This is a genomic window from Sphingobacterium hungaricum, assembly GCF_015210005.1.
In the GTDB taxonomy this organism is placed as follows: Bacteria; Bacteroidota; Bacteroidia; order Sphingobacteriales; family Sphingobacteriaceae; genus Sphingobacterium; species Sphingobacterium hungaricum.
This window is the reverse complement of sequence record NZ_MU158698.1, coordinates 2,775,273-2,796,765: the sequence shown is the minus strand read 5'-3', so window position 1 is coordinate 2,796,765 and position 21,493 is coordinate 2,775,273. Positions and strand designations below refer to the sequence as shown.

Here is a 21,493-nt window from a genome sequence, read left to right as displayed (position 1 = left end):
AATGATTGCTAAAACCCCAAGCTGAATCCCAATAGATATTGCCTAGCCTGAGGATAGGTTCCAAAATCTACACCCAAAGCCGGATATTCCGACGGGGTAGCGGTAACTTCAGGATCATTTCCTGTATACTTAGTGAACGTTAACACATTGGTAACACCAAAGTAAACTCGCAAATTCTTTATGCTATTTTCTGCTTTAAATAACCGTTGAGTAGGTAAATTATAGCCTATTTGTAGATTCTTAAGTTTTAGAAAACTGCCGTCTTGCACATAATAACTTGAAGATTCATATTCAAAGTCTGGTCCATCGATAACGGGTGCTGGAATTAAACTTCCCGTGTTCTCATCGCTCCAAGCATCCAATAAGCGAGCGCTTTTCTGCCCGTCAAATACACTGAAATCTGTAAAATAGCGCGTCGCCTCAAAAATATCGTTCCCTTGAGATCCGTAGAAATAGAGCAATAAATCAAAATCTTTATATTTCGCATTGAAATTCAATGAATACACAAAATCTGGATGTGGACTTCCTATAATGGTTCGATCTTCTGTGTTAATAACTCCATCTTGTTTGACATCTTCAAATTTTAGTCCGCCCACGCGAGCACCAGTGTAAGTCGGCAAATTGGCTAGTTCGTCAGCATTTTGATAAATACCGATGACATTGTATCCATAGAATGCACCAAATGGCTCTCCAACGGTCAAAATCGAAGTTTGCATACTTCTAAAATCGCCGTATACATCTTGGGTAACCGTTGGATCCAATGCCTTGATCTTGTTTACATTTCTTGAAATATTGGCACTAAGATCAAACTTAAACGGTTTCTCTTGCCTGTGGCCATAGTGATATCCCAATGAAAGTTCAAATCCTCTATTGTTCATATTTCCCACGTTCATGATTGGCGACGAAGCTCCACCCACAGCCGCTGAAGGCAAAGGAAGACGATACAACATGTCTGTTGTATTTTTATCGTACCAATCAAAACTTCCGTCGAAGTCACCATTAAAGATTGTGAAATCCAAACCCAGATTTAACGATGCTACCTGTTCCCATTTTAGATCGGGATTTCCGTAAGCATTTTGCCAAACGCCGGTTTGAACAGCCCCACCGATTGGATACGAGGACGAGTTTATCGCCGATTCATATCGATTCACATATTCAAAACCTGAAATTCGTTGATTACCTGTTATTCCGTATCCAGCACGCACCTTTAGGTCTTTCAGCCAGCTTAAATCGTTAGCGAATTCTTCCTCCGAAATACGCCAAGCTCCAGATATTCCGGGAAATGTTCCGAAAAGATTATCCTCGCTGAAATTCGAAGATCCATCGCGACGGATAGTTCCGCTCAGTACATAGCGATCCATGAACGAATAATCTGCTTTAGCAAATAGAGAGTACATTGACCAGACTGCTCCACTTCCGGTATTTCCGATACTACCGGTTCCCGCATTTAAGTAAAGGTAATCTAAAGAACTCATGGTAAAATAATCAGTTCGATTTCCCGAAATATCACGCTGATTGCCTCTTATGGCCTCTGTTCCTGCCATGATGGACAAATTATGTTTTTCGGAAAAAATCTTTTTATAGCTTAACGTGTTCGTCCAGGTCCATTCATTGGAAAAACCGAAATATTCGCTCATACCCGTGTTAAAATTTCCTTCGGAAAATTCAGGATTCGGATACGTATAGCTCACTCCGTTATATGTTTCGTATTTCAACCCGAAATTGCTGCGAAAAGTCAATCCTTTAATCGGATCAAACTCAGCAAATGCATTACCAAAGAAGAAATTGCTTCTGTTTTTATTGTCTTTTGACCGATACGACATGGCGACTGGATTTTGTCCATTGCCATATCCTCCATAGCTTCCTGCAAAATTTCCTCCTTCATCATAAACCGGAATAATATTTTGAATACGGTAAGCAAATCCCATCACACTTCCTTCGCCAATATAATCTCCCGCCACATTCGTATTTACCCCCATTCCAAAACCTTCCTGAAAACTATATTGCAGATTTTCTCCAAATCGCAGTTTGTTGTTAAACGCAGAGAATTCTGTATTTGCCCGAACATTAAATCGCTCAAATCCGGTGTAAATCAAGCTACCCGTTTGATTTAAGTAACCTCCAGCAATAGAATATTTTGAATTGTCATTTCCTCCGCTTGCAGACAACTGATAGCTTTGAGTAGGCGCAACTTGAGAGATTTCCCGAAACCAATCTGTTCCTGCTTGATTTGCCTTCGTAATTTGATAGAATGTTTCACGGCTCGTTGCATCATAATTATACAAATCCATATTCACATCCGCTTCAGTGATATCATGCCCAACTTTCTCGCCAGCGATCAAGTATTCGGGAAGTGTTTCGCTTTCACCTGTTAGTTCATTATTGATATCCAATATTTGTTGAGGGGAAAGCATTTTAGGAAATGTATTGTATTTTGGCGTTTGGAGTCCATAGTATCCGGAAAAGTTGATCACAGCATTCCCCCTTTTTCCAGCCTTCGTAGTGATAATTACAACTCCATTATTCGCCCTAGCACCGTAAATTGAAGCTGCTGAAGCATCTTTCAACACTTGCATGCTTTCAATATCATTCTGGTTGAGCCAACTCAATTTTCCTTCAAAAGGTACACCGTCGATAACATACAATGGTTCATTGTTGTTAATTGTACTAAATCCACGAATTTTGATGGATGGTGTTGCTCCTGGAGCACCATCAGTTACGACCTGAACACCAGTCGCTCTCCCTTGTAACGCTTCTATTGCGCTAGCAGATGGAACAGTTTTTAATTCATCGACATTGACTACGGCCACCGAACCTGTTAGATCTTTAACACGTTGTGTTCCATATCCCGTCACGACCACTTCTTCCAACGAGCTAATATCTCTAGTCAGAACAATTGTGACTTGTTGACTCAATGAAGAAATTGTCAACTGCTGGCTCGCATAGCCGACGTAATTGACGAGAATCCTATCATTAATTGCCGCATTGATTTCGAAACTCCCGTCGGAATTGGTTTGTGTGCTTATCGACTTTCCGACAACAGTGATTGTTGCTCCGGCAATACCAGAATTTGTTTCTGAATCTAACACTTTCCCAAGAACCTTCGTTTGATAGTTGTTAAGGTTGCTCAGGTTTTTCTTAGCTAAATGCGGATTCGCATAGAGATTTATATTTGCGTTAGACAGAACTAAAAACAAGATCAAAAAAAGTATCTTGCACGCAAAAGTGATTTTAGGCGGTGAGCCTAAACTAAGTAAATGCTTTTTCATAGTTTATAATTTTAGTTTACGATTTGATTGTAGTTGGATTAATTAGTTGTGTTTCATAGGCATAATAGATTTATTTATTAAATCTACTACCAGAAATATTAATTACAAATTTTCTTACGATGGGTATTTCGATCTGTAATTATAAAATTTTTCCACATGGTTAATTGAATAGCAAAAATTCATAAACTTAATTAATGATTAAAAAAATAAATAATAATAGTCAATTTGATTTATCAAGAGTTATTCAGTTTTCGACATTTTTTTTTGCTTTTTTATCATCATTCTATCGAATTGTAACAAAAGTATATTACAAAGTATCTCAATCCGTTGGTAGCACCGGAAGCTCTCAAATTAGACGCGCTAATTGATATCGTATCAGGCTTGAACTCAAAAAAAAACATAACAATAAAAAATCCCTCTAGTTATACCTAAAGGGATTCAAAAAAACGAGTTTTTCTTTTTATTTTTTCACTTCTTTTAAGCCCATCGCCCAAAGGATTCCTCCTAAAACGTGTTGCTGAAACGCAGGGGAATCATAAGATTCATTCGTGTGGCCTAAGCCAGTGTAGAAAGATCGTCCACCATCAAATTGATGAAACCAAGAAATGGGATGAAATTTTCCCATCTTCCCTCCTTTGTAGCTAGTCTCATCGAGCAACATCAATAGGGTCAATTTATCTTTCTGGACATCTTTAAAATCGTACCATTCGTCTTTATGCATCCAGACTTTCTGCAGGTGCTGTGTTGCCGGATGTTTATGATTTACCACGTCAATCTTAGCTTCCTGAACAGCAGGATGCGACATAAAATAGCCGCCTACCAATTGTCCGTACCAAGGCCAAGAATATTCGGTGTCCGAAGCCGCATGAATGCCAACAAAACCATGTCCTGCTTGAATGTATTGCTCAAAGGCATTTTTTTGAGAAGCGTCCAGAATATCACCAGTCGTATTAAGAAAGATGACACAAGAGAATTGGTTTAATTTCTCTGGAGTAAATACAGAAGACTCTTCCGTATGTTCTACTTGAAACGAATTATCTTTCAGCAATTTGGAAAGCACTTCCGTTCCTTTGGGAATGCTTTCATGCCTGAAGCCAGCTGTTTTTGTAAAAATAAGAACCTTATGAATTTGTTTTTCTTGAGCAAACGTGAGGTTCACAAAAATAAAACTTAAGCACAGTATGCTCCATAAAACAAATTTTCTCATCATGGTTTACTTTAAATTTCGATAATAATTTAAGCTTTCGACAATTAATTCCTCATCAACAAAAAACTGTTCATCGCACTTCCCGATGGTATTTAACAACGCAAAACCAAGCTTGTTGCCTTCGTTTTTCTTATCGTTTCGCATCAAGGCCAATAATTCAGCGTCAGCTTGTTCATGGATAGCATAGAAAGGATATCGATTGGTAAACGTAGCTACAATCTCTTCCAATTCCATGTCCGAAAGATTATTTAGCTTGTTCGACAGATAAGCTTCGCAAATCATTCCGATAGCGATTGCTTCACCATGCAACAAAGGATTGCTATCATGCAATAGCGAAAATCCCTCGACAGCATGCCCGATTGTATGGCCGAAGTTCAAAATTTTCCGCAAGCCCTTTTCAGTTGGATCTTGAAGAATAATTTCATTTTTGATTTTTACAGAACGGATTACTAAATCATTAGGAATAGCATCTAAAAATATGGACTTGCTGTAATCAAATAAGTTTTTATCATAGATTAAGCCGTGTTTAATTACTTCGGCGAAGCCGGAAAGCAATTGGCGTTCATCTAAAGTTTCTAAAAACTGATTGCTGATAAATACAGCCTGCGGCTGTGTAAATGTCCCAATAATATTTTTGACATTATCCATGTCAATGCCTGTCTTTCCGCCAACGGAAGCGTCAACTTGTGCTAATAAAGTTGTAGGAATATGTATAAAATCTATGCCTCTCTTAAAAGTCGATGCTGCAAAACCGCCCATATCCGTCACCACGCCACCGCCAAGATTGATCATCAAGGCTTTGCGGTCGACGCCAAAATCCAGCATGGTTTTCCATACGCCGATACAAAAATCAATGTTCTTGTTCTCTTCGCCAGGATCAACTTCAATAATGTCGTAGTCCGTGATGTCTCCAAAAGCAGCTTGTAATTTTGGCAAACAATGGTCATTGGTATTGCGATCCACCAAAACTAAAATTTGGGAATAGTTTCTTTCTAAAATAAATGAAGGTAAAGTTGATAAGTTGTTATCAAAAATGACTTGATATCCTAAACTTTCTAAAGTTTGCATAGTTTGTGTTAAAGGTATAAAGATAATGCTTTTTTTTAAACGATTTTGACGGAGTTGCCTTCGAAATCAACAACATCGCCGCGGCGAACTTTTAGTCTTTTGCGGAAATCGACCTCGCCATTATAGCGAACAAGGCCTTCCTCAACCATGCGTTGAGCCATTCCGCCATGTTCTACCCAATTCATTACCTTCATCAATTGGATTAACTGGATGTACTCACCTTCTAATGTAAACGTTTGCATGTCCAAAATTACTTTAATTCTTGTTAATTCATGCATTCATTTTTTCAAGTGAAAAATTATTTATCTACTTTTGCGCAGCAAATAAGATATATGGAAGTGCCTAACAAAAACACTCAGGTGAATTTCGATAATACAGAAATCGCTTTTCAACACAAAAGCAACAAGGATTTAGAAAAAGCGTATTGGTTATTTAAAATGGTTGCCAGTAATGCCTTAATAAAAATCGGCACGCCAATTACAACATTCTCACTCAATATCGGGCTTCCAATTCAGGGAATTATTAAAAACACGATCTACAAACAATTCTGTGGAGGCGAAAGCATCGAAGATTGCCGCAAATCAATTGACGAGCTTGCGGTAGGAAATGTGACTACGATTTTGGATTATTCCGTGGAGGGCGAAGAAACAGAACAAAGTTTCGATGAAACTTTTCAAGAGCTACTTCGAGCAATTGATTTCGCCAAAACAAATCCGCATATTTCTTTTTCGGTATTTAAGCCAACCGGGTTAGGACGTTTCGATTTATTCACAAAAGTAAACGAAGACAAGCCTTTGACTTCGGACGAACAAGCAGAATTCGACCGGGTATTGACAAGAATTGACGCTATATGTAAAGCTAGCTACGAAGCTGATATACGCGTGCTTATCGATGCAGAACATTCTTGGGTTCAAGACTCAATCGACGATATAGCTCGCGATATGATGCAGAAGTACAACAAAGAAAAACCATTGGTTTATAACACCTACCAACTGTACCGTCATGATAAATTAGCTTCGTTAAAAGCTGATTTCGCATTCGCAGAATTACAGGGATTTCATATTGGTGCGAAAATCGTTCGCGGCGCATACATGGAGATTGAGCGCGAACGCGCGAAAGAAATGGGTTATCCTTCTCCAATCAATCCGACAAAAGAAGCGACAGATAAAGAATATGATGATTCCATTCGGTTCTGTTTAGATCACGCAGATAAAATTGGGTTTATGGCGGGAACGCATAACGAAGAGAGCAGCAATTTGCTTGTTCATGAAATGCAAAAACGTCAAATCAGCCCTGAGAACAAGAATATTTTCTTTGCGCAATTATTGGGCATGTCAGATAATTTGAGTTTCAATTTAGCTGCCGCTGGATACAATGTAGGGAAATACATGCCTTATGGACCCGTGAAAGCTGTGATGCCTTACTTGTTCAGAAGAGCTCAAGAAAATACATCTGTAGGTGGACAGACCGGACGTGAACTGGGACTAATCATCAAAGAGAAAAAACGAAGAAAAGCCGCAAAGAAATAAAACCCCTTCTTTGCCTAACAAAAAAGCATGAGTCCAGAATCAACACTAAAATTTAATAAGTTACAGGAACTATCCGAAGGATTTGAAGGTTTGTTATATGATGTCGATGGAACTTTGGCAGACAATATGCATTCTCACAAAGCCGCATATGCTGCTACTGCAGCTGAATATGGCATTGAATTGGACACCGATCTAATCGATGAAACTGCAGGATGGCCAACCATTGCGGTAGCAAAAGAAATCGCTGAACGGTATAACAAAACATTTGATTTCGAGGTTTTCGCAAAACGTAAGTCAGCAATCTTTATTGAACGTTTTATTCAATCAACTCAACCCATTGACTTTGTTGTCAACCATTTAAAAGAGAATCAAGATAAAAAGCGGATCGCGGTTGTATCTGGCGGAACACGCTCGACGCTATCCATCACTTTGGAAGTAATCGACGTTAAAGGAAGATACGAAACGATGGTTTGTGCGGGCGATACTCCCGAAGGAAAACCCTCAGCTCAACCCTTCTTGCTCGCAGCAGCGCATTTGGGATTGAAACCTGAACAATGTATAGTGTTCGAAGATGGAGATCCTGGGGTTCAAGGCGCGATCAGCGCAGGAATGTCTTGGGTTCGTATTGATCAGCTATAAAACGCAAACAAAACTTTCGCTTAACAGCATATACTAATCACTAATTTCGGCTAGAAATTAGTGATTATTTTTATTCCCCCATTTGTATAATTCATTTCAGGAGACCGGAAATTTCCGACAGGTAATTTTACGAAAGGTTCCACAGAGACCGAAAACTTCTTGTTCAATCCAACTTTACGGCCTACAGAGAAGTTAACAAATCCACCAAAGCCATTCGTGCTCACGTTTTCTTCGCTCGATTCTGTCGTTTTAGTGACCGCTTTAACAGCCGATTCAACTTCAGCTTGATTGGTTGGAAGGCCATCAGTAAACGTGGTTGTGTTTACATTATCGATGTAATGAGCATAACGCTGTTGGTTCAAAATAGGCGCATAAGATACTCCGCCTGTTGCATAGAAATTCTTCGCCACTTTATACGTCAATTCAAATGGAATATCCAAGGATTGGACTTTTCCTGTAATAGCACTTACATTGGGCAACACAACGTAACTCGATGCCGCTACTGCATTATTCGTGCCTACCAAACTATACGATGAAGAACGCCCTTGAACATTGCTTGCAGGAACAATTTCTGTACTTGACGATTGTGTAGGATCTTGAAGAATACCAACTTCGTATTCGTTGTAGGCAATACCCGTCCGAAAACTCAATTTATTGGACAAATTATAAGCGACGATTAAACCACCTCCAACTTTAACCCTATTTTCTGTTGACGCTGGAGAAACAAAAGCTCCTAACTCAAATCGATTGGATAGCATAAATTTCTTTGTCGTTGGACGATTGTCTACCTCATTAAATTCGACTTGCGTCATAAAGTTGTTATGCGCCAAATGCTCAGGAGTCACTACATCCGATTTTAGTGCAATATCTTGATTTTTACGCGACACAGTTGTGCGATAGTACCCTTGATCAGCCAAATTCAAGGTATAAGTTGGTTTAGTGTTCAATGCCAATGCTGAAAATTCTTCTCTTTCTAAAGGAATCAACTGATTATTTACTGTTGCTGGTCTAGACGGACTCGATTCCAAGCTTGATATATGCTCTGTTTCATCAGCAGCAGTCATAGGACTCAGTTGATTAGATTCGGGTGTGACAGCAACATTATTTTCAACATTTGGATTTACTTCATTTTCACTATCTGTTTGCGTTTGCGTGATCAAATTAGTTTCTTGTGGCAGTCTATTTTTTTGATAAACATAGCCCAAACCGAAAAGCAATAGCAAAGCCGCTACAGCAGACCAGTAGGCAAGTGAGTGATTCTTTTTAGCTGTTGGATAGGTCTTCTGAAACTTTTCCCAAGCGCCTTCGCGATAGGGAACCTCGTCTGCTGCTTTCAGCAAATCGATCATTTCATCTATACTATCTCTTTTATTTTTATCTTCCATCAGATGACCGAGATTAAAAATTTAAATTATGCGTAATAAATTGTTCTGTATATAACTTCCTTAGCTTTTGTTTAGCTCGGGTTAGGTATGTCCTTGATGTACTTTCCGGAATACTCAGCATCTCACCGATCTCATCATGCGAATAGCCTTCAATTTCATATAAATTGAAAATGGATTTTTGCAAATCTGGAAGTTGGTGCAATAGGTTCAGAATATCCTGAACTTCCATTTTTGAAGAATCCACCGTGGCATGTTGCAAAAGAACTTGTTCACTGACATCTTCCAGCATTGTGTTGTTTTTGCGAACCCGTAACACGTCGATCGAGGTATTGACAGCGATTCTTGCCATCCAGGATTTGAATGTTTTTTCTAAGACAGCATCCTCCTCGTGCTGGCTGAATGCTTCCAATTTTCTAAAAACCTTAACAAAACTTTCGTTTGTTATTTCTTCAGCTTCCATTTCATGCTTCACATAACGCAATGTAATTGCCATCAGATAACCATAATATCGCTTATAAATGTAGGCTTTGCCCCGTTCAGAATTATTCACAACGCAAGCATCCAAAGCCTCTCTCAAAGTCAATGGTTCCTTACTCTTTACATATTTATGAATGATTCTCACTTCGCAGACAACTGTTCGTTTAACAAGTTAATTATTTTTATTTAACTATTGAAAAAGTACAGCGTCTCCCCTTTACAAACTGTTATATCCATGTACATCAGCATAAACGAAATGTCCAATCATTCCGCTACAGCAGAAAGCAAATATTCTTTTCATTAAAGCCGAAACTCTCCTGTCGGAATGCATTATGGAGACAGCTATATTTATTTTTAGAAAAATATACGCTGTTGCAAAACATGTATTCAGGATAATCGTTATTAAATTATAACTTAATAAAATTAGACATGGCAAAGAAAGTATTATTAATTGTTGGAGATTACGTAGAAGATTATGAAGCAATGGTTCCGTTTCAAGCGATGGGTGCGATAGGCATCGAAGTAGATGCGATTGCTCCAGACAGAAAAAGTGGCGATGTAGTGCCTACAGCTGTTCATGATTTTACAGGCGACCAAACCTACAAAGAACTTCGCGGTCACAATTTTGCAATCAATAAGGATTTTGACTCCGTCAATCCCGAAGATTATGATGGTTTATACATCGCTGGCGGACGTTCTGCGGAATACATTCGTCTCAACAAGCAGGTCATCGATATCACAAAACACTTTTTCCAGAAAAACAAGCCCGTAGCTGCGATTTGCCATGGTATTCAGGTGCTGACCACGGCTCGCGTACTCGAAGGTAGAACACTGACTGCTTATGTTGCTGTTGGACCTGACATCGAATTGGCGGGAGGCACATGGAAAAATATTCCTGCAGACCAAGCGGTTGTTGATGGTAATTTAGTAACTTCCCCTGCTTGGCCAGGACACCAAGCGATTTTAAAAGAATTTTACAAATTATTAGGCATTCAGATTACGCTATAATGCAGAAAAAAAACAAACGTTTTTGGTGGATTGCGATTCCATTGATTTTATTGATTGGTTATTTTACTATTGATGCATTCACGCAAAAATCAATTAGTTCTGTTCCGGGGGATTTTGAAGAAGTCGCATTTGTTCGGAATGAACAAAATAAAGGTGGAATCGTCCGCATTTATGCCGTGACGGTTGGTGATATTGCCAACGCAAGATATGATGCTTGCGCAGATTTATTTCCGACAAATGATTACGGTAGCAGCACGACAATTTATTTCTTCGATAAGAATAAGCCTTATGCGACGGAATTGCAATTGGAAGCCCCACATTATGATTTAAATCAATACGATGCAATAAGCATCATCAAAAGACGAGGTGCAAATAACTAAGATTGCGAGACATGCAATCTTAGTTATTGACTTTATAAAACCATTTCTTAACACAGAGTTTACATTGTAAGGCTATTTTTGGTAAAATTTTCAATTTCCAATGACTAAAAAATTTATTCCTAGAGATATTAGTTGGCTGAGTTTTAATGGACGTGTCTTGCAGGAGGCTGCAGACGATAATGTTCCTTTGCCAATGCGCATTAAGTTTTTGGGTATATTTTCCAATAATTTAGATGAATTTTTTAGAGTTCGCGTCGCAGGTTTAAAACGAGCTTTGGAAGTCAATGAAAAAGAAGCCAAAGATATCTTTTTCGAAAGTCCACAGTTGATTTTGGATGAAATCAATGAGCTTGTGATCAAGCAACAAAAGAAGTTTGATAAAACATGGCTTCAGGTCCAAAAGGAAATGGCCAAACAAAAGGTCTTCATTAAAACTGCTGAAGAGCTAAGCGAACAGCAACAGCAATTTGTGCAAACCTATTATGAAGATGAAGTCGAATCCAGCGTGATTCCATTGCTGTTGGTAGACAATAAGCCAATGCCTTATCTGCGCGACAAAAGTCTGTATTTAGGCATTGCGATGCGCAAGAAAAAATGGCAATATGAAACTAAATTTGCCATCATAGAAGTTCCTACAAACCAATCGAGCAGGTTTGTTATTTTACCTTCTCCTAAAGGTGAAAAGCATGTTATCTTATTGGAAGATGTGATTAAATTCAATCTGCCTTACATCTTTTCTTACTTTGGATTTAATGAATTCAAAGCCAATTCATTCAAAATTACAAAGGATGCAGAATTCGATTTGGACAATGACATCAATACGTCGTTAGTCGAAAAGATTGAAAAGGGAATTAAAAACCGCAGAAAAGGCAAAACCACTCGATTTGTATTCGATCAGGAAATGGACGATAAATTATTGGAATTTCTGATTAAAAAATTAAACCTTTCCAAAAAAGACAGCATAATCCCGGGGCAAAAAATCCACAATTTTAGGCATTTTATGGATTTCCCAAATGTATTCAAGCTCTATAAACAAACCATCGAACGGACTTCCTTTTACCATCCTGAATTTGATGGCAAACAGCGCGTAACGGATGTCATTATTAAAAAGGATGTGCTTCTCTCTTTTCCTTATCATAACTTTCATCCCGTAATCGATTTATTGCGCGAAGCGGCAATGGACCCCGACGTGAAGTCGATTCAACTCACGGCTTATAGGCTGGCTTCGAACTCGAAGATTGCGAATGCGTTGGTCAATGCCGTTCGCAATGGAAAAGATGTAACCGTGATGCTCGAATTAAGAGCTCGTTTTGATGAAGAACAGAATCTGGAATGGAAAGACCGTTTCGAGATGGAAGGCGTCAAAGTATTGATTGGAATACCAAATAAAAAAGTACATGCCAAGCTTTGTATTATCAAAAAACGAGTTGCCAATAAAACTGTACAATACGGTTTTGTCAGCACCGGAAATATGAACGAAAAGACAGCTAAATTGTATGGCGATTATTGTTTAATGACAAGTAATCGCTCAGTTATGGCAGACATCAATAAAATTTTTAGGGCATTACAAACTCCAAAACTGGATTTATCGATTTCATTGCGCAATTGCAACACCTTAATGGTCTGTCCAACAGATATGCGATTGGCTTTGCTCGATCATATCGATTATGAAATTGCAGAAGCATTGGCTGGAAAGCCCGCAAGAATTATTATCAAAGTCAATTCATTTAGCGACCGAACGCTGATCAAAAAGATTTATGAAGCCGCCGAAGCTGGTGTCAAGATTGACATGATTGTCCGAAGCATCTATTGCGCAACAAATCAAAAGAAATTCATCGAACCGATCAATGCCATCAGTATTGTTGATGAATACTTAGAGCATGCTCGCGTATTTTACTTTTACGCCTCTGGCAAGGAATTGATGTATATTTCTTCTGCAGATTGGATGACTCGGAATTTGGATTACCGAATTGAAGCGGCTGTTGCGATCACAAATAAAAAAATAAAATCTGAATTATTGGAAATGCTCCATATCCAGTTGAAAGACAATGTAAAAGCGCGAATTTTAGATAATGAACTGGAAAACAATTATGTGAAGAACGGTGACGAAAAATGCCGTTCCCAAATCGAGCTGTACCATTTCTTAAAATCAAAAGTGAAAGACGAAGCGAGTTAGTTCTTAGAACCTTAAGTTCAACGTTCCTTTGAATGTATTGCTGTTGCTATTAAAAAGCAACGAGAAACGATCGGGGAAATGCTGTACCAATCGATTTTTGTAGCGACTGATAATCACTGTATTTTCCTGACTTTCTAGATAATGGTTCACGCGATTGCTGACTTCAAGCTGCACCGCATTTGCATAGACCAGCAGACTAACTTTAATCGGGTATTTCTCCATCGACGAATAGCCATGGATGATGGCATTTTGGATAATTGGCAATAAAGTAAGCGGAGGTAGCTTCACCGCAGAATCTTCTAGCTTTTCCTTATACTGAATGTAAAAGTCAATTTCTTGAAGTCCCTGATACAGAAGGATGTAATTCTTTAAAATTTCGATTTCCTGCCGAATATCAATCGGCTCATTCTCTTTTAGAAATGCAATAGATTTTTGAAATTCGAGATATTGCTGGGTATTCGCCTCTTTTCTTTCGACAGAAAAAAACAATTGAATCAAGTTAGAATCAAACTGACATTGCTGAAAGGATAGCAAAGCATCCGACTCAATCTTCGCCAAATCAACCTCTAATTTACTTCCAAAAATTCGATCTAAAAATGAGGACATGTATCTTATTCAAGTCCGCTAACTCCGCCTGAAACGACAAGTTTCATCGCATCTGTAGCCGACATATTTAATTTGGTAACGCGTTCAACTTTCACAATAACGACCTGTCCCGCAAACGAGTAAGAATAAGGAAAATAAACAACGACTTCATTGACCAATCCAATTTTTTGTAAATCGCGCTGCGTCAGAAATCCGATTTTCTTCATACCCGTCTCATTCACTTCCACCAAAACCGGTTCATTGAATTTTTTGGCATCGCCAACAAAAGCCGCCGTAAAATCTTTGATGGAAGAATAAAGCGTATTGAATAGCGGAATTTTATTAATCGTTCGATTCAGCCAATTCTTAATAGGATCGGTTACCAAATTGGTAAAGATAATTCCAATGATTACCAAAAAGATGAGAACGGTCAGAATACCTATTCCAGGAATATATAGCGGATGACCGCTGTCATCGATTAAAAAATGTTGCGTAAGATTTAATGCATTGTCTAGGGATGCAACCAGCCAGACAATTAAAAAGATTGCACCCCCTACCGGAATGACAACCAATGCACCTTTAATCAAATAGTACAGAAACTTCTGAAATACTTTCTTTATCATAAACGTACAAAATTACTCATAATAATATATCCTTTTCACTCGAGACGAAATAGTTACCAACAATTCGTATGGAATCGTCCCTATCGAACTTGCAGCCTTGCTAATATCTGGATAAACAAGCACCTCATCGCCTTCGCTGACCTGTATATCCGTCACATCCAGCATCGTCATGTCCATGCAGATATTGCCAATCGTAGAAACTTCCTGACCCGCAATTTTCATTTTTCCGACACCGTTACCAAAACGTCGGTCGTATCCATCAGCATAGCCAATTTTAACAGTCGCTATTCGACTTGGACGAAATAATTTCCCTCTTCTGTCGTAACCCACTGTTTCGGATTCATCCAATTCTTTTAATTGTGTAACCGTCGTTTTCAATGTATTGACTTGCTCCAATCCTAAATTAGAATGCGTCGTATCGATGCCATACATACCGATTCCTAATCGAACCATATCCAAATTTGCTTCCGGCCATTTTACTATTGCCGCCGTATTAGCAATATGCTTCAGCAGTGAATAGCCTAAAGCTTTTTCCAGCGTATTAGCAAATGTCGTTAAACTTTCTATTTGCATTTTGCTGAAAATCCGTTCGCTATCTTCACCAGCTGCCGCAAGATGCGAAAACACAGATTTTACGCGGATTTCCTTTGATTTTTTAAGCAAAACAAGCAAGGGTTTAACTTCTTCAGCCAAAAAACCCAAACGATGCATGCCTGTATCGACTTTAATATGAATCGGAAATGCTTTGCGTCCTTTGGCAACTAGAAAATCGATAAAGGATTCCAAAATTGAAAAACTGTAAATCTCGGGTTCCAATTCATAAGTTAGCAATGTTTCGAATGTGCTTTCATCCGGACTCATCACCATAATCGGGGTTTTAATGCCGGCAGTGCGCAACTCGACACCTTCATCGGCAAATGCGACGGTCAAATAATCCACATGATTAAACTGCAAGGTATTCGCAACTTCCACTCCACCGCTTCCATATGAAAATGCTTTGACCATCGCCATTAATTTCACGTCCTTTGGCAATAGTTTTCGGTAAACTTGCAGGTTATGCTCCAATGCTTTTAAGTTGATTTCTAACTTCGTCTCATGTGATTTGGCAACCAAATGTTTGCTTAAATCTTCCAAATGAAACTGCCTGCTCCCTTTAATTAATATGCTTTCATTAGCGAAAGCCAATTTTGGCAGGTCAGCAACTAAAGATTTGGTATCATTGTACTGAAGAAACGAATAACTTAAACTTTCAGGATTAATCAATTGACGATCTCCAACAAAAATCAACATCGATAGATTTTGCTGATGAAGCAATTTTAACAATTTATCCTGCATTTTCTGGCTATCTTTCAACCCTTCCATTTCCGAAAGAATTAAAGTCTTCTTAGCATGCTGTTGCTGTTGATTCAAAAACTCAAGGCCAATCTGAAGCGATGCTAAATCATTGGAATAACTATCATCAATAATAGATGTGTTATTTTTTCCTTGCTTCAATTGCAAACGCATCTCCACAGGCTTCAGCGTAATGATCTTCGATTGGATCTGCTCAAATGAGTAGCCAAAAGATAACAAGGTAGACACACAAGTCAAGCAGTTTTCTACCGATGCACGATCAGCAAATGGAATTAACAATTGATATACATTCTCCTCGTATCTAAAACGAAGCAGAGTTTTGTCGATTTTCGAATGGTCGATTTCTAAAACTTGAAGAGTATCACTTTTATTCAGGCCCCAAGAAAAACTTACCGCATTGTACGGAACGAAATGGGAAGAAATATTTTCCGAAGGATAAATAAGCTTATCTGAATGCGCAAACAAAGACATTTTCTCTTGAATCTTTCGCTCTTTAGAAGAAAACCCACTTGCGTGCGCCTGTCCAATGCTGGTAAAAATCCCTACTTCTGGCCGAATCATTTTTTCCAACGCATCCATTTCTCCTTCCTGGCTAATTCCCGCTTCAATTAAGGCTAAATCATATTCATTGGATAAATTCCATAAAGATAGTGCAACGCCCAATTGCGAATTGTAGCTTTTTGGACTTTGATACACATTAAACTTATCCGACAACAATTGTCCGAGCCATTCCTTGACAACTGTCTTGCCATTGCTCCCTGTAATACCGGTAACGGTATGTTTAAATGTTTTGCGATGGTAAGCAGCCAAATCCTGAATTGCCAAAAGAACATCTGAAACAATCAAAAAATTCGCATCCGGGTACGTAAGAATATTCAAATGCTGATTAGAAATCACAAAGTTTTTAATTCCTTTTGCATAGGCATCTTTTATAAATAGGTGCCCATCACGGATGCCTTTGAATGCGAAAAACAAGCTGTTATTCGCTTGCAGAATTTTACGGCTATCATAAATAAGATCTTTTATGACAACCCCAGGATCAACAATGATTTCCTGATCTGCCCTAATGATTTCACTTACCTCTTCAATTGTATACATAGCCTTGATTTCTCTCAACGAATTTCATCATTTTTTCACTATTCTCCACATTTTTTACACATTTGTCTTATGGATGAAGGGAAATCGAGGAAAGTTAAATTGACGCCCAATCAAGCACGCTTGAAGTTGGAAAGCTATTGTGCATACCAAGAGCGTGCACAGCAGGAAGTTCGAAGCAAACTGTATGAATACGGCCTCTATCCAAACGAAGTCGAACAGATTATTTCGGAACTGATTGAAAATAATTTTCTGAATGAAGAACGCTTTGCAAAAGCCTATGTCAGCGGAAAATTTAAAATCAAAAAATGGGGAAAGCTTAAAATTGTTCAAGGGTTGAAATTTAAACAGGTGTCTTCCCCATTGATCAAGTTGGCTTTAAAAGAAATTGATTTGAATGAATATTATGAGACCCTATCGGCAATTCTAACAAAGAAAAATAACAGTTTGGTCGAATCTGATCCCTTCAAGCGGAAAAATAAGCTGGCACAATACGCATTAAGCAGAGGATTTGAAAGCAATTTAGTATGGGAAATCCTGAATAACAACGCAGTAGATTAGCGGTCAAAAAAGTTGAGAAAATTTTCGTTGAATTCGATTTTTCCGCTATATTTGCAGCACTACAAGCGAAAGTAGCTCAGTTGGTAGAGCACAACCTTGCCAAGGTTGGGGTCGCGAGTTCGAATCTCGTCTTTCGCTCAAATCACTTGCCTAGGTGGTGGAACTGGTAGACACGCAGGACTTAAAATCCTGTTCCCGTTAAGGGAGTGCGGGTTCGATTCCCGCCCTAGGTACCCAACGTGAAAAAGAGGAAAAATCCAGTCCTAATTCTGGAATTCCTCTTTTTTTATTTGATATAATCTGCTGAAAATAAGCGATATACAAAAACACTAAATTTATTCTCTCGGTTCGACATTCATTAGTTTTCTTACTATAACTCAATCCTTTAGGGAACAGCAGAAATTGTATACGTTGCTTGGTATTGTAGTCTGCCGAAACCCACTTTAAAGGCAATTCAAGCGCGAATTTTATGGTGAAGGCTATACTTTTTTCGAGGTTCGACACTTGTCGCGACAGCTTAGTCAACTTATCCTGTATTTCCTCTTTTTCCTTTACATAACGAGTTCGATATTTGTTATACAATTCTTTATTAATCTCTTCCTCTATATAGCGTTCTTCCAACCTAATTATCTTTTTTTCAAGATCCGAATACTCCTTTTGTAAAAGCTTATAATCATCCTGCTTATTAGCGGTGAGTTGATTGAATAAAGCAATGGTCTGTGTTTTAATCAATTTTATTATATCCTTTGCTTCTTCTATTTTAAAAACTTCAAGTATTCTTGCAAACATATCATTGAGATCTTTTGCATTCTTATTGTTGTTACAGGCTTTAGTATTGCATTTGTAGTAATGTATTTTTTTCCTTTTCACAACATAGCCTCTTAAAGGCATTCCACAATGGCCGCAACAAACAAAACGTTTCAATGGGATAGCTACATTCTCTTCATTGATGGTATAACCATGTGCATTATCTTTCATCAATCCATTCACACGAAGAAAGACTTCTTTAGAAATAAGTTGCTCGTGATTCCCTTCCACCACTCGTCCTTCCAACATATTGTGTACTATCAGACCACAGTAAAAAGGATTGTGTAACACTCTAGATATCTGCATACGCCCAATCTTAAAGCCCTTCTCAGCAAGCCGATGTCTAATAACTTCTCCTGTTAAATTTTCATTTGCTTTCCACTGAAATACCTGTCGAATTAAGCGTCCTACTTCATTTACAACTATTTTTCTTTTTCCATTTAATCTAGTTACATCGTAACCAACCGGCGGTTTTGTTGGCCAATCTCCTTTGAGAAGCATTTCTTTTATTCCTGCCGTACATTTTTGTTTACGAAGTTGGTTATCAAACTCACCAAATAGAAAAAGCATTTTCTGTTGCATCTGTCCAGATGCATTAGAAGTATCAATCGGTTGAGTTACGGATACGATCTCTATCCCTAGTTTTCTCAATTCATTTGTGAGCCATATCGAATTATCGTTGCGAGAGAAACGTTCTAAACTATACACCAAGATATAAGAAATTTTTCCTTTGTATTTTTTTACAAACGAAATCATGGATGTAAACTGCTTTCGTTCATCATTTTCTGCGCTTTCGTATGTACCGCCAAAAGTATTTACAATATTATAACCCATCTTCTCAGCATACAATGTACAAGATTTTAGTTGGGTTGCTAGACTTAAATTATCAGCTTGTTGCTGACTACTAACACGCGTATATATAACACACTCTTTAGAACTTTTTATCGATTTGGGCGCTTTTTTACCTTTAGCAAAACTTTCAAAAACAAGTGAGTCTGACATAAAATAAGTATTAGAAATGTTATAACTAATTATATTCTAAAATACTAAAAAAGATCTTTAATCAAGATTAGATTGTTCTTTTTTGTAATAATCAAGTGCAATTTCGACAAAGATTTTAACGGTACGGACGACCTCTAATGCCTGTTCATCAGAAAAATCGGCAAAAGTTGGAAGCGATTTCACTTCTTCTATTGTAATATCATTTTTTCGCGCATCATGCTTCTCCATCCTATGTTTCATTATTCTCGTATAAAAAATGGCTACATTATATAAAAATCACATTAATTTGACTATCTCGTATAACCCCTAAACTTTTCACGATCTATAGAAAGCAATGTAATTTGCATTGCTTGAAAGACAACATATTCTATCTGTTCATCTCCCAGATCTGATATAATACCATCATATCCCGCTTCAAGCATCATTTCATGTGCTCCTATACTATGCAGGCTACCGTACATATCATGTATTTCTCCAAGACTAATCTCATCTTTAATAAGCTTCAATGCGGTATTGTTATCAATCTTCTCACAGGTAAGCATATTCCAGATTATGGATGCCTGACTTTCATCGTTAAAAATGGAATGTAACCTCAAGTCTAGCGGATTTTTCACTTCAAGATTTGCGGTGATAATCGTATCACCAAACAATAGTGCATTTTCTCTTTTATCCGCAAAGAAAAAGCCGTGTACAGTATTATCCCAAGCGGTATTGCTTCCTCTAAAAGAATCTTCAAAGCGTTCAAAAAAGGCATGTGTACCATGATAGAATATCATGGTGGGATTAATTTTTGGTCTGGTATTCGCATCCATAATATTCCAGATTAGATAATTCATTAAAAACGAACTCTAAGTGATCGCCTGTAGGGTAATTGACCACGAGTATGCCCGTTTTAAATTTTTATTCCTTCATAATAGATATGAGAGTGAATACCCTTATTCTGTCTATTTAAACTACTTGGAAGTAATAGAATCAGAGCATTTCTTCAATCGTGAAATCTACGAGCATCCCATCTATCAATAGCGTAACCCGACATTTAATCCCAGGCTGACCGATGCTATCTACAGGAAAACGCTTGCCGTTTAAGTGACAGTAAGGTGATGAAGCTTCTAGGTTCAGTGTTGCCATACCAGATCCCCTGATCCGGTCGATCCGTTGAAATATTTTTTTCATATGATTGTTATAAAAAAGTTATTTTTCCGCTGATGTATTGTCATCCTCAGCGTTGTGAATTCAAACGAGGTGTTCGAATGCACGGAAGTTGGAGGTCAATGAAGTAATGGTGTGTTTCAACTCCTCATGTGCGAAATAAAGACTAAGGTCATTCCACAGCATAGATGTACCCAGCTTTAGCGTGGTACATCATGCGTGGGAAGTGCCGAAATTCTACAGGGACAAGGAAATCTTATCTCGATCTCTTCGGCGCCTGCTGTTGCTCAGGAGCCTGCTCCCAAGGTAGGGGCTCTTTCTGCTGTCCAGCTTTTAGATTAGTAGAAGTTGCTACAGCTTGACTCGCATCTGCTTTCTCTTTTGCAGTTCTTTCAGGAAAAATTGTTTCATCACGCACCTCAGTCCTATTTTTATCGAAAATATCAATAGTCTTCATCTGTGGATTTGCTACAATAGAAACGGGTAAGTTTTTTTTACCGATCAATAGATCAGCATGCAGATAGTTTCCATTTTTTAGTGTATTTATCGCTTGTTGCATCTTTTCAGGTGTATCCAAACCTTTTATAGGGTATTTACCTAATGCACTAGCAACATCGTAACCATATTCCGGACGAAAAGTTCGTAGTGGATGGTTGCCATACGCATCCGTCACATCGAGGTTGAGTTTAAACCACACACTCATTTTCTCGGGTTGTTTACCTTGTTGCTGGTTTTCATCTCTTGGACGTAGCGGAACCTCTTTTTCTAAGGCGAGTCCTGACAAGAGTTTATGCGCCTGTAAAGCTGTTATACGATGATCTCTCGCCAGATCAAAGGTCTGTGAGACGGCAACAGGGTTATTTGCTTTCCTTAACGTAACATCATAATTGTTCAGAAAATACATGTCACTTTCTTTCGAGCGATTGAAGTTGATCGTAAAAGCAAGGTGATCGGTACGAGTTGCGTTAATATCCTTTGTATCCAAAGGTCTGCGTTCGCTACTAATACCAAGACTAAATGCAGGCATTTCACGCCTGATCGCATTTTCCAGTACATCATTAAGCTTTGAACCGAAGCCCAGTCCATCAAGCGTTTTCTTTAAATATTCAAGATTGTTCTCATTCATAGTTATTCGATTTTGGGATTAAAAATTGTGTTTAAAAAAGTGTCATCTGTCCCT

The 21,493-nt window shown here is 38.3% G+C and carries 20 protein-coding genes and 2 tRNA genes; 8 read left to right on the top strand and 14 right to left on the bottom strand.

The window, feature by feature from the left end:
- Positions 1–8: 8 nt before the first annotated feature.
- From C4F49_RS15405 to C4F49_RS15390, 4 genes are all read right to left on the bottom strand, one after another.
- Positions 9–3,269 (bottom strand): SusC/RagA family TonB-linked outer membrane protein, encoded by a 3,261-nt coding sequence (locus C4F49_RS15405; protein ID WP_196936728.1) that lies wholly within the window; start codon positions 3,267–3,269, stop codon positions 9–11.
- Positions 3,270–3,729: 460 nt separating this feature from the next.
- Positions 3,730–4,479, bottom strand: a complete 750-nt coding sequence (locus tag C4F49_RS15400; protein ID WP_196936727.1) for a ThuA domain-containing protein — start codon at positions 4,477–4,479, stop codon at positions 3,730–3,732.
- A 3-nt stretch (positions 4,480–4,482) separates the two neighbouring features.
- Positions 4,483–5,544 (bottom strand): 3-dehydroquinate synthase, encoded by a 1,062-nt coding sequence (gene aroB, locus C4F49_RS15395; protein ID WP_196936726.1) that lies wholly within the window; start codon positions 5,542–5,544, stop codon positions 4,483–4,485.
- Positions 5,545–5,579: 35 nt separating this feature from the next.
- Positions 5,580–5,786 (bottom strand): RNA-binding S4 domain-containing protein, encoded by a 207-nt coding sequence (locus C4F49_RS15390; protein ID WP_196936725.1) that lies wholly within the window; start codon positions 5,784–5,786, stop codon positions 5,580–5,582.
- 90 nt (positions 5,787–5,876) lie between these two features.
- Between C4F49_RS15390 and C4F49_RS15385 the strand changes: the two genes are divergently transcribed.
- On the top strand, positions 5,877–7,073 hold the full coding sequence (locus tag C4F49_RS15385) for a proline dehydrogenase family protein (protein WP_196937291.1): 1,197 nt from the start codon (positions 5,877–5,879) through the stop codon (positions 7,071–7,073).
- Between the two features lie 27 nt (positions 7,074–7,100).
- Positions 7,101–7,712, top strand: coding sequence for an HAD family hydrolase (locus tag C4F49_RS15380; RefSeq protein ID WP_196936724.1), 612 nt, complete (start codon positions 7,101–7,103; stop codon positions 7,710–7,712).
- A gap of 50 nt (positions 7,713–7,762) precedes the next feature.
- Here the strand turns inward: C4F49_RS15380 and C4F49_RS15375 are convergent, their stop codons facing one another.
- Both C4F49_RS15375 and C4F49_RS15370 read right to left on the bottom strand, forming a co-directional pair.
- The gene (locus tag C4F49_RS15375) at positions 7,763–9,097 is read right to left on the bottom strand and encodes an outer membrane beta-barrel protein (protein ID WP_196936723.1); all 1,335 of its coding nucleotides are present in this window, start codon (positions 9,095–9,097) and stop codon (positions 7,763–7,765) included.
- Between the two features lie 13 nt (positions 9,098–9,110).
- Entirely contained in the window at positions 9,111–9,719 is a 609-nt protein-coding gene (locus tag C4F49_RS15370; protein WP_196936722.1) for an RNA polymerase sigma factor, read from the bottom strand.
- 284 nt (positions 9,720–10,003) lie between these two features.
- Between C4F49_RS15370 and C4F49_RS15365 the strand changes: the two genes are divergently transcribed.
- From C4F49_RS15365 to ppk1, 3 genes are all read left to right on the top strand, one after another.
- Positions 10,004–10,582 (top strand): DJ-1/PfpI family protein, encoded by a 579-nt coding sequence (locus C4F49_RS15365; RefSeq protein ID WP_196936721.1) that lies wholly within the window; start codon positions 10,004–10,006, stop codon positions 10,580–10,582.
- On the top strand, positions 10,582–10,962 hold the full coding sequence (locus tag C4F49_RS15360) for a hypothetical protein (RefSeq protein ID WP_196936720.1): 381 nt from the start codon (positions 10,582–10,584) through the stop codon (positions 10,960–10,962). Before C4F49_RS15365 ends, C4F49_RS15360 begins: the two co-directional genes overlap by 1 nt.
- A gap of 100 nt (positions 10,963–11,062) precedes the next feature.
- Positions 11,063–13,138, top strand: coding sequence for a polyphosphate kinase 1 (gene ppk1 / locus C4F49_RS15355; protein ID WP_196936719.1), 2,076 nt, complete (start codon positions 11,063–11,065; stop codon positions 13,136–13,138).
- Between the two features lie 3 nt (positions 13,139–13,141).
- On the opposite strand, the gene C4F49_RS15350 is transcribed toward ppk1, so the two are convergent.
- Genes C4F49_RS15350 through C4F49_RS15340 form a run of 3 tightly spaced genes read right to left on the bottom strand, consistent with a single transcriptional unit; the run spans position 13,142 to position 16,797 of the window.
- Positions 13,142–13,744 carry a LytS family sensor histidine kinase gene (locus C4F49_RS15350; RefSeq protein WP_196936718.1) on the bottom strand — a complete coding sequence of 201 codons (603 nt, stop codon included), beginning with the start codon at positions 13,742–13,744 and terminating at the stop codon, positions 13,142–13,144.
- Between the two features lie 5 nt (positions 13,745–13,749).
- Positions 13,750–14,346 carry a DUF502 domain-containing protein gene (locus C4F49_RS15345; RefSeq protein ID WP_196936717.1) on the bottom strand — a complete coding sequence of 199 codons (597 nt, stop codon included), beginning with the start codon at positions 14,344–14,346 and terminating at the stop codon, positions 13,750–13,752.
- Positions 14,347–14,358: 12 nt separating this feature from the next.
- Entirely contained in the window at positions 14,359–16,797 is a 2,439-nt protein-coding gene (locus C4F49_RS15340) for a bifunctional UDP-N-acetylmuramoyl-tripeptide:D-alanyl-D-alanine ligase/alanine racemase (protein WP_196936716.1), read from the bottom strand.
- 69 nt (positions 16,798–16,866) lie between these two features.
- On the opposite strand from C4F49_RS15340, the gene C4F49_RS15335 reads away from it, so the two are divergent.
- The 3 genes from C4F49_RS15335 (at position 16,867) to C4F49_RS15325 (ending at position 17,588) form a co-directional block, all read left to right on the top strand.
- The gene (locus C4F49_RS15335) at positions 16,867–17,355 is read left to right on the top strand and encodes a regulatory protein RecX (protein ID WP_196936715.1); all 489 of its coding nucleotides are present in this window, start codon (positions 16,867–16,869) and stop codon (positions 17,353–17,355) included.
- A 65-nt stretch (positions 17,356–17,420) separates the two neighbouring features.
- Positions 17,421–17,493, top strand: a tRNA-Gly gene (locus C4F49_RS15330).
- Positions 17,494–17,503: 10 nt separating this feature from the next.
- A tRNA-Leu gene (locus tag C4F49_RS15325) sits at positions 17,504–17,588 on the top strand.
- Here C4F49_RS15325 and C4F49_RS15320 read toward each other — a convergent pair.
- The 5 genes from C4F49_RS15320 to C4F49_RS15300 form a co-directional block, all read right to left on the bottom strand.
- Entirely contained in the window at positions 17,554–19,164 is a 1,611-nt protein-coding gene (locus tag C4F49_RS15320; RefSeq protein WP_196936714.1) for a recombinase family protein, read from the bottom strand. The genes C4F49_RS15325 and C4F49_RS15320 overlap by 35 nt on opposite strands.
- Before the next feature lie 57 nt (positions 19,165–19,221).
- Positions 19,222–19,404, bottom strand: coding sequence for a hypothetical protein (locus C4F49_RS15315; RefSeq protein ID WP_196936713.1), 183 nt, complete (start codon positions 19,402–19,404; stop codon positions 19,222–19,224).
- A 50-nt stretch (positions 19,405–19,454) separates the two neighbouring features.
- On the bottom strand, positions 19,455–19,976 hold the full coding sequence (locus C4F49_RS15310) for an ADP-ribosyltransferase-containing protein (RefSeq protein ID WP_196936712.1): 522 nt from the start codon (positions 19,974–19,976) through the stop codon (positions 19,455–19,457).
- A 160-nt stretch (positions 19,977–20,136) separates the two neighbouring features.
- On the bottom strand, positions 20,137–20,292 hold the full coding sequence (locus C4F49_RS15305; RefSeq protein ID WP_196936711.1) for a hypothetical protein: 156 nt from the start codon (positions 20,290–20,292) through the stop codon (positions 20,137–20,139).
- 277 nt (positions 20,293–20,569) lie between these two features.
- Entirely contained in the window at positions 20,570–21,439 is an 870-nt protein-coding gene (locus C4F49_RS15300; protein WP_196936710.1) for a hypothetical protein, read from the bottom strand.
- Positions 21,440–21,493 lie beyond the last annotated feature (54 nt).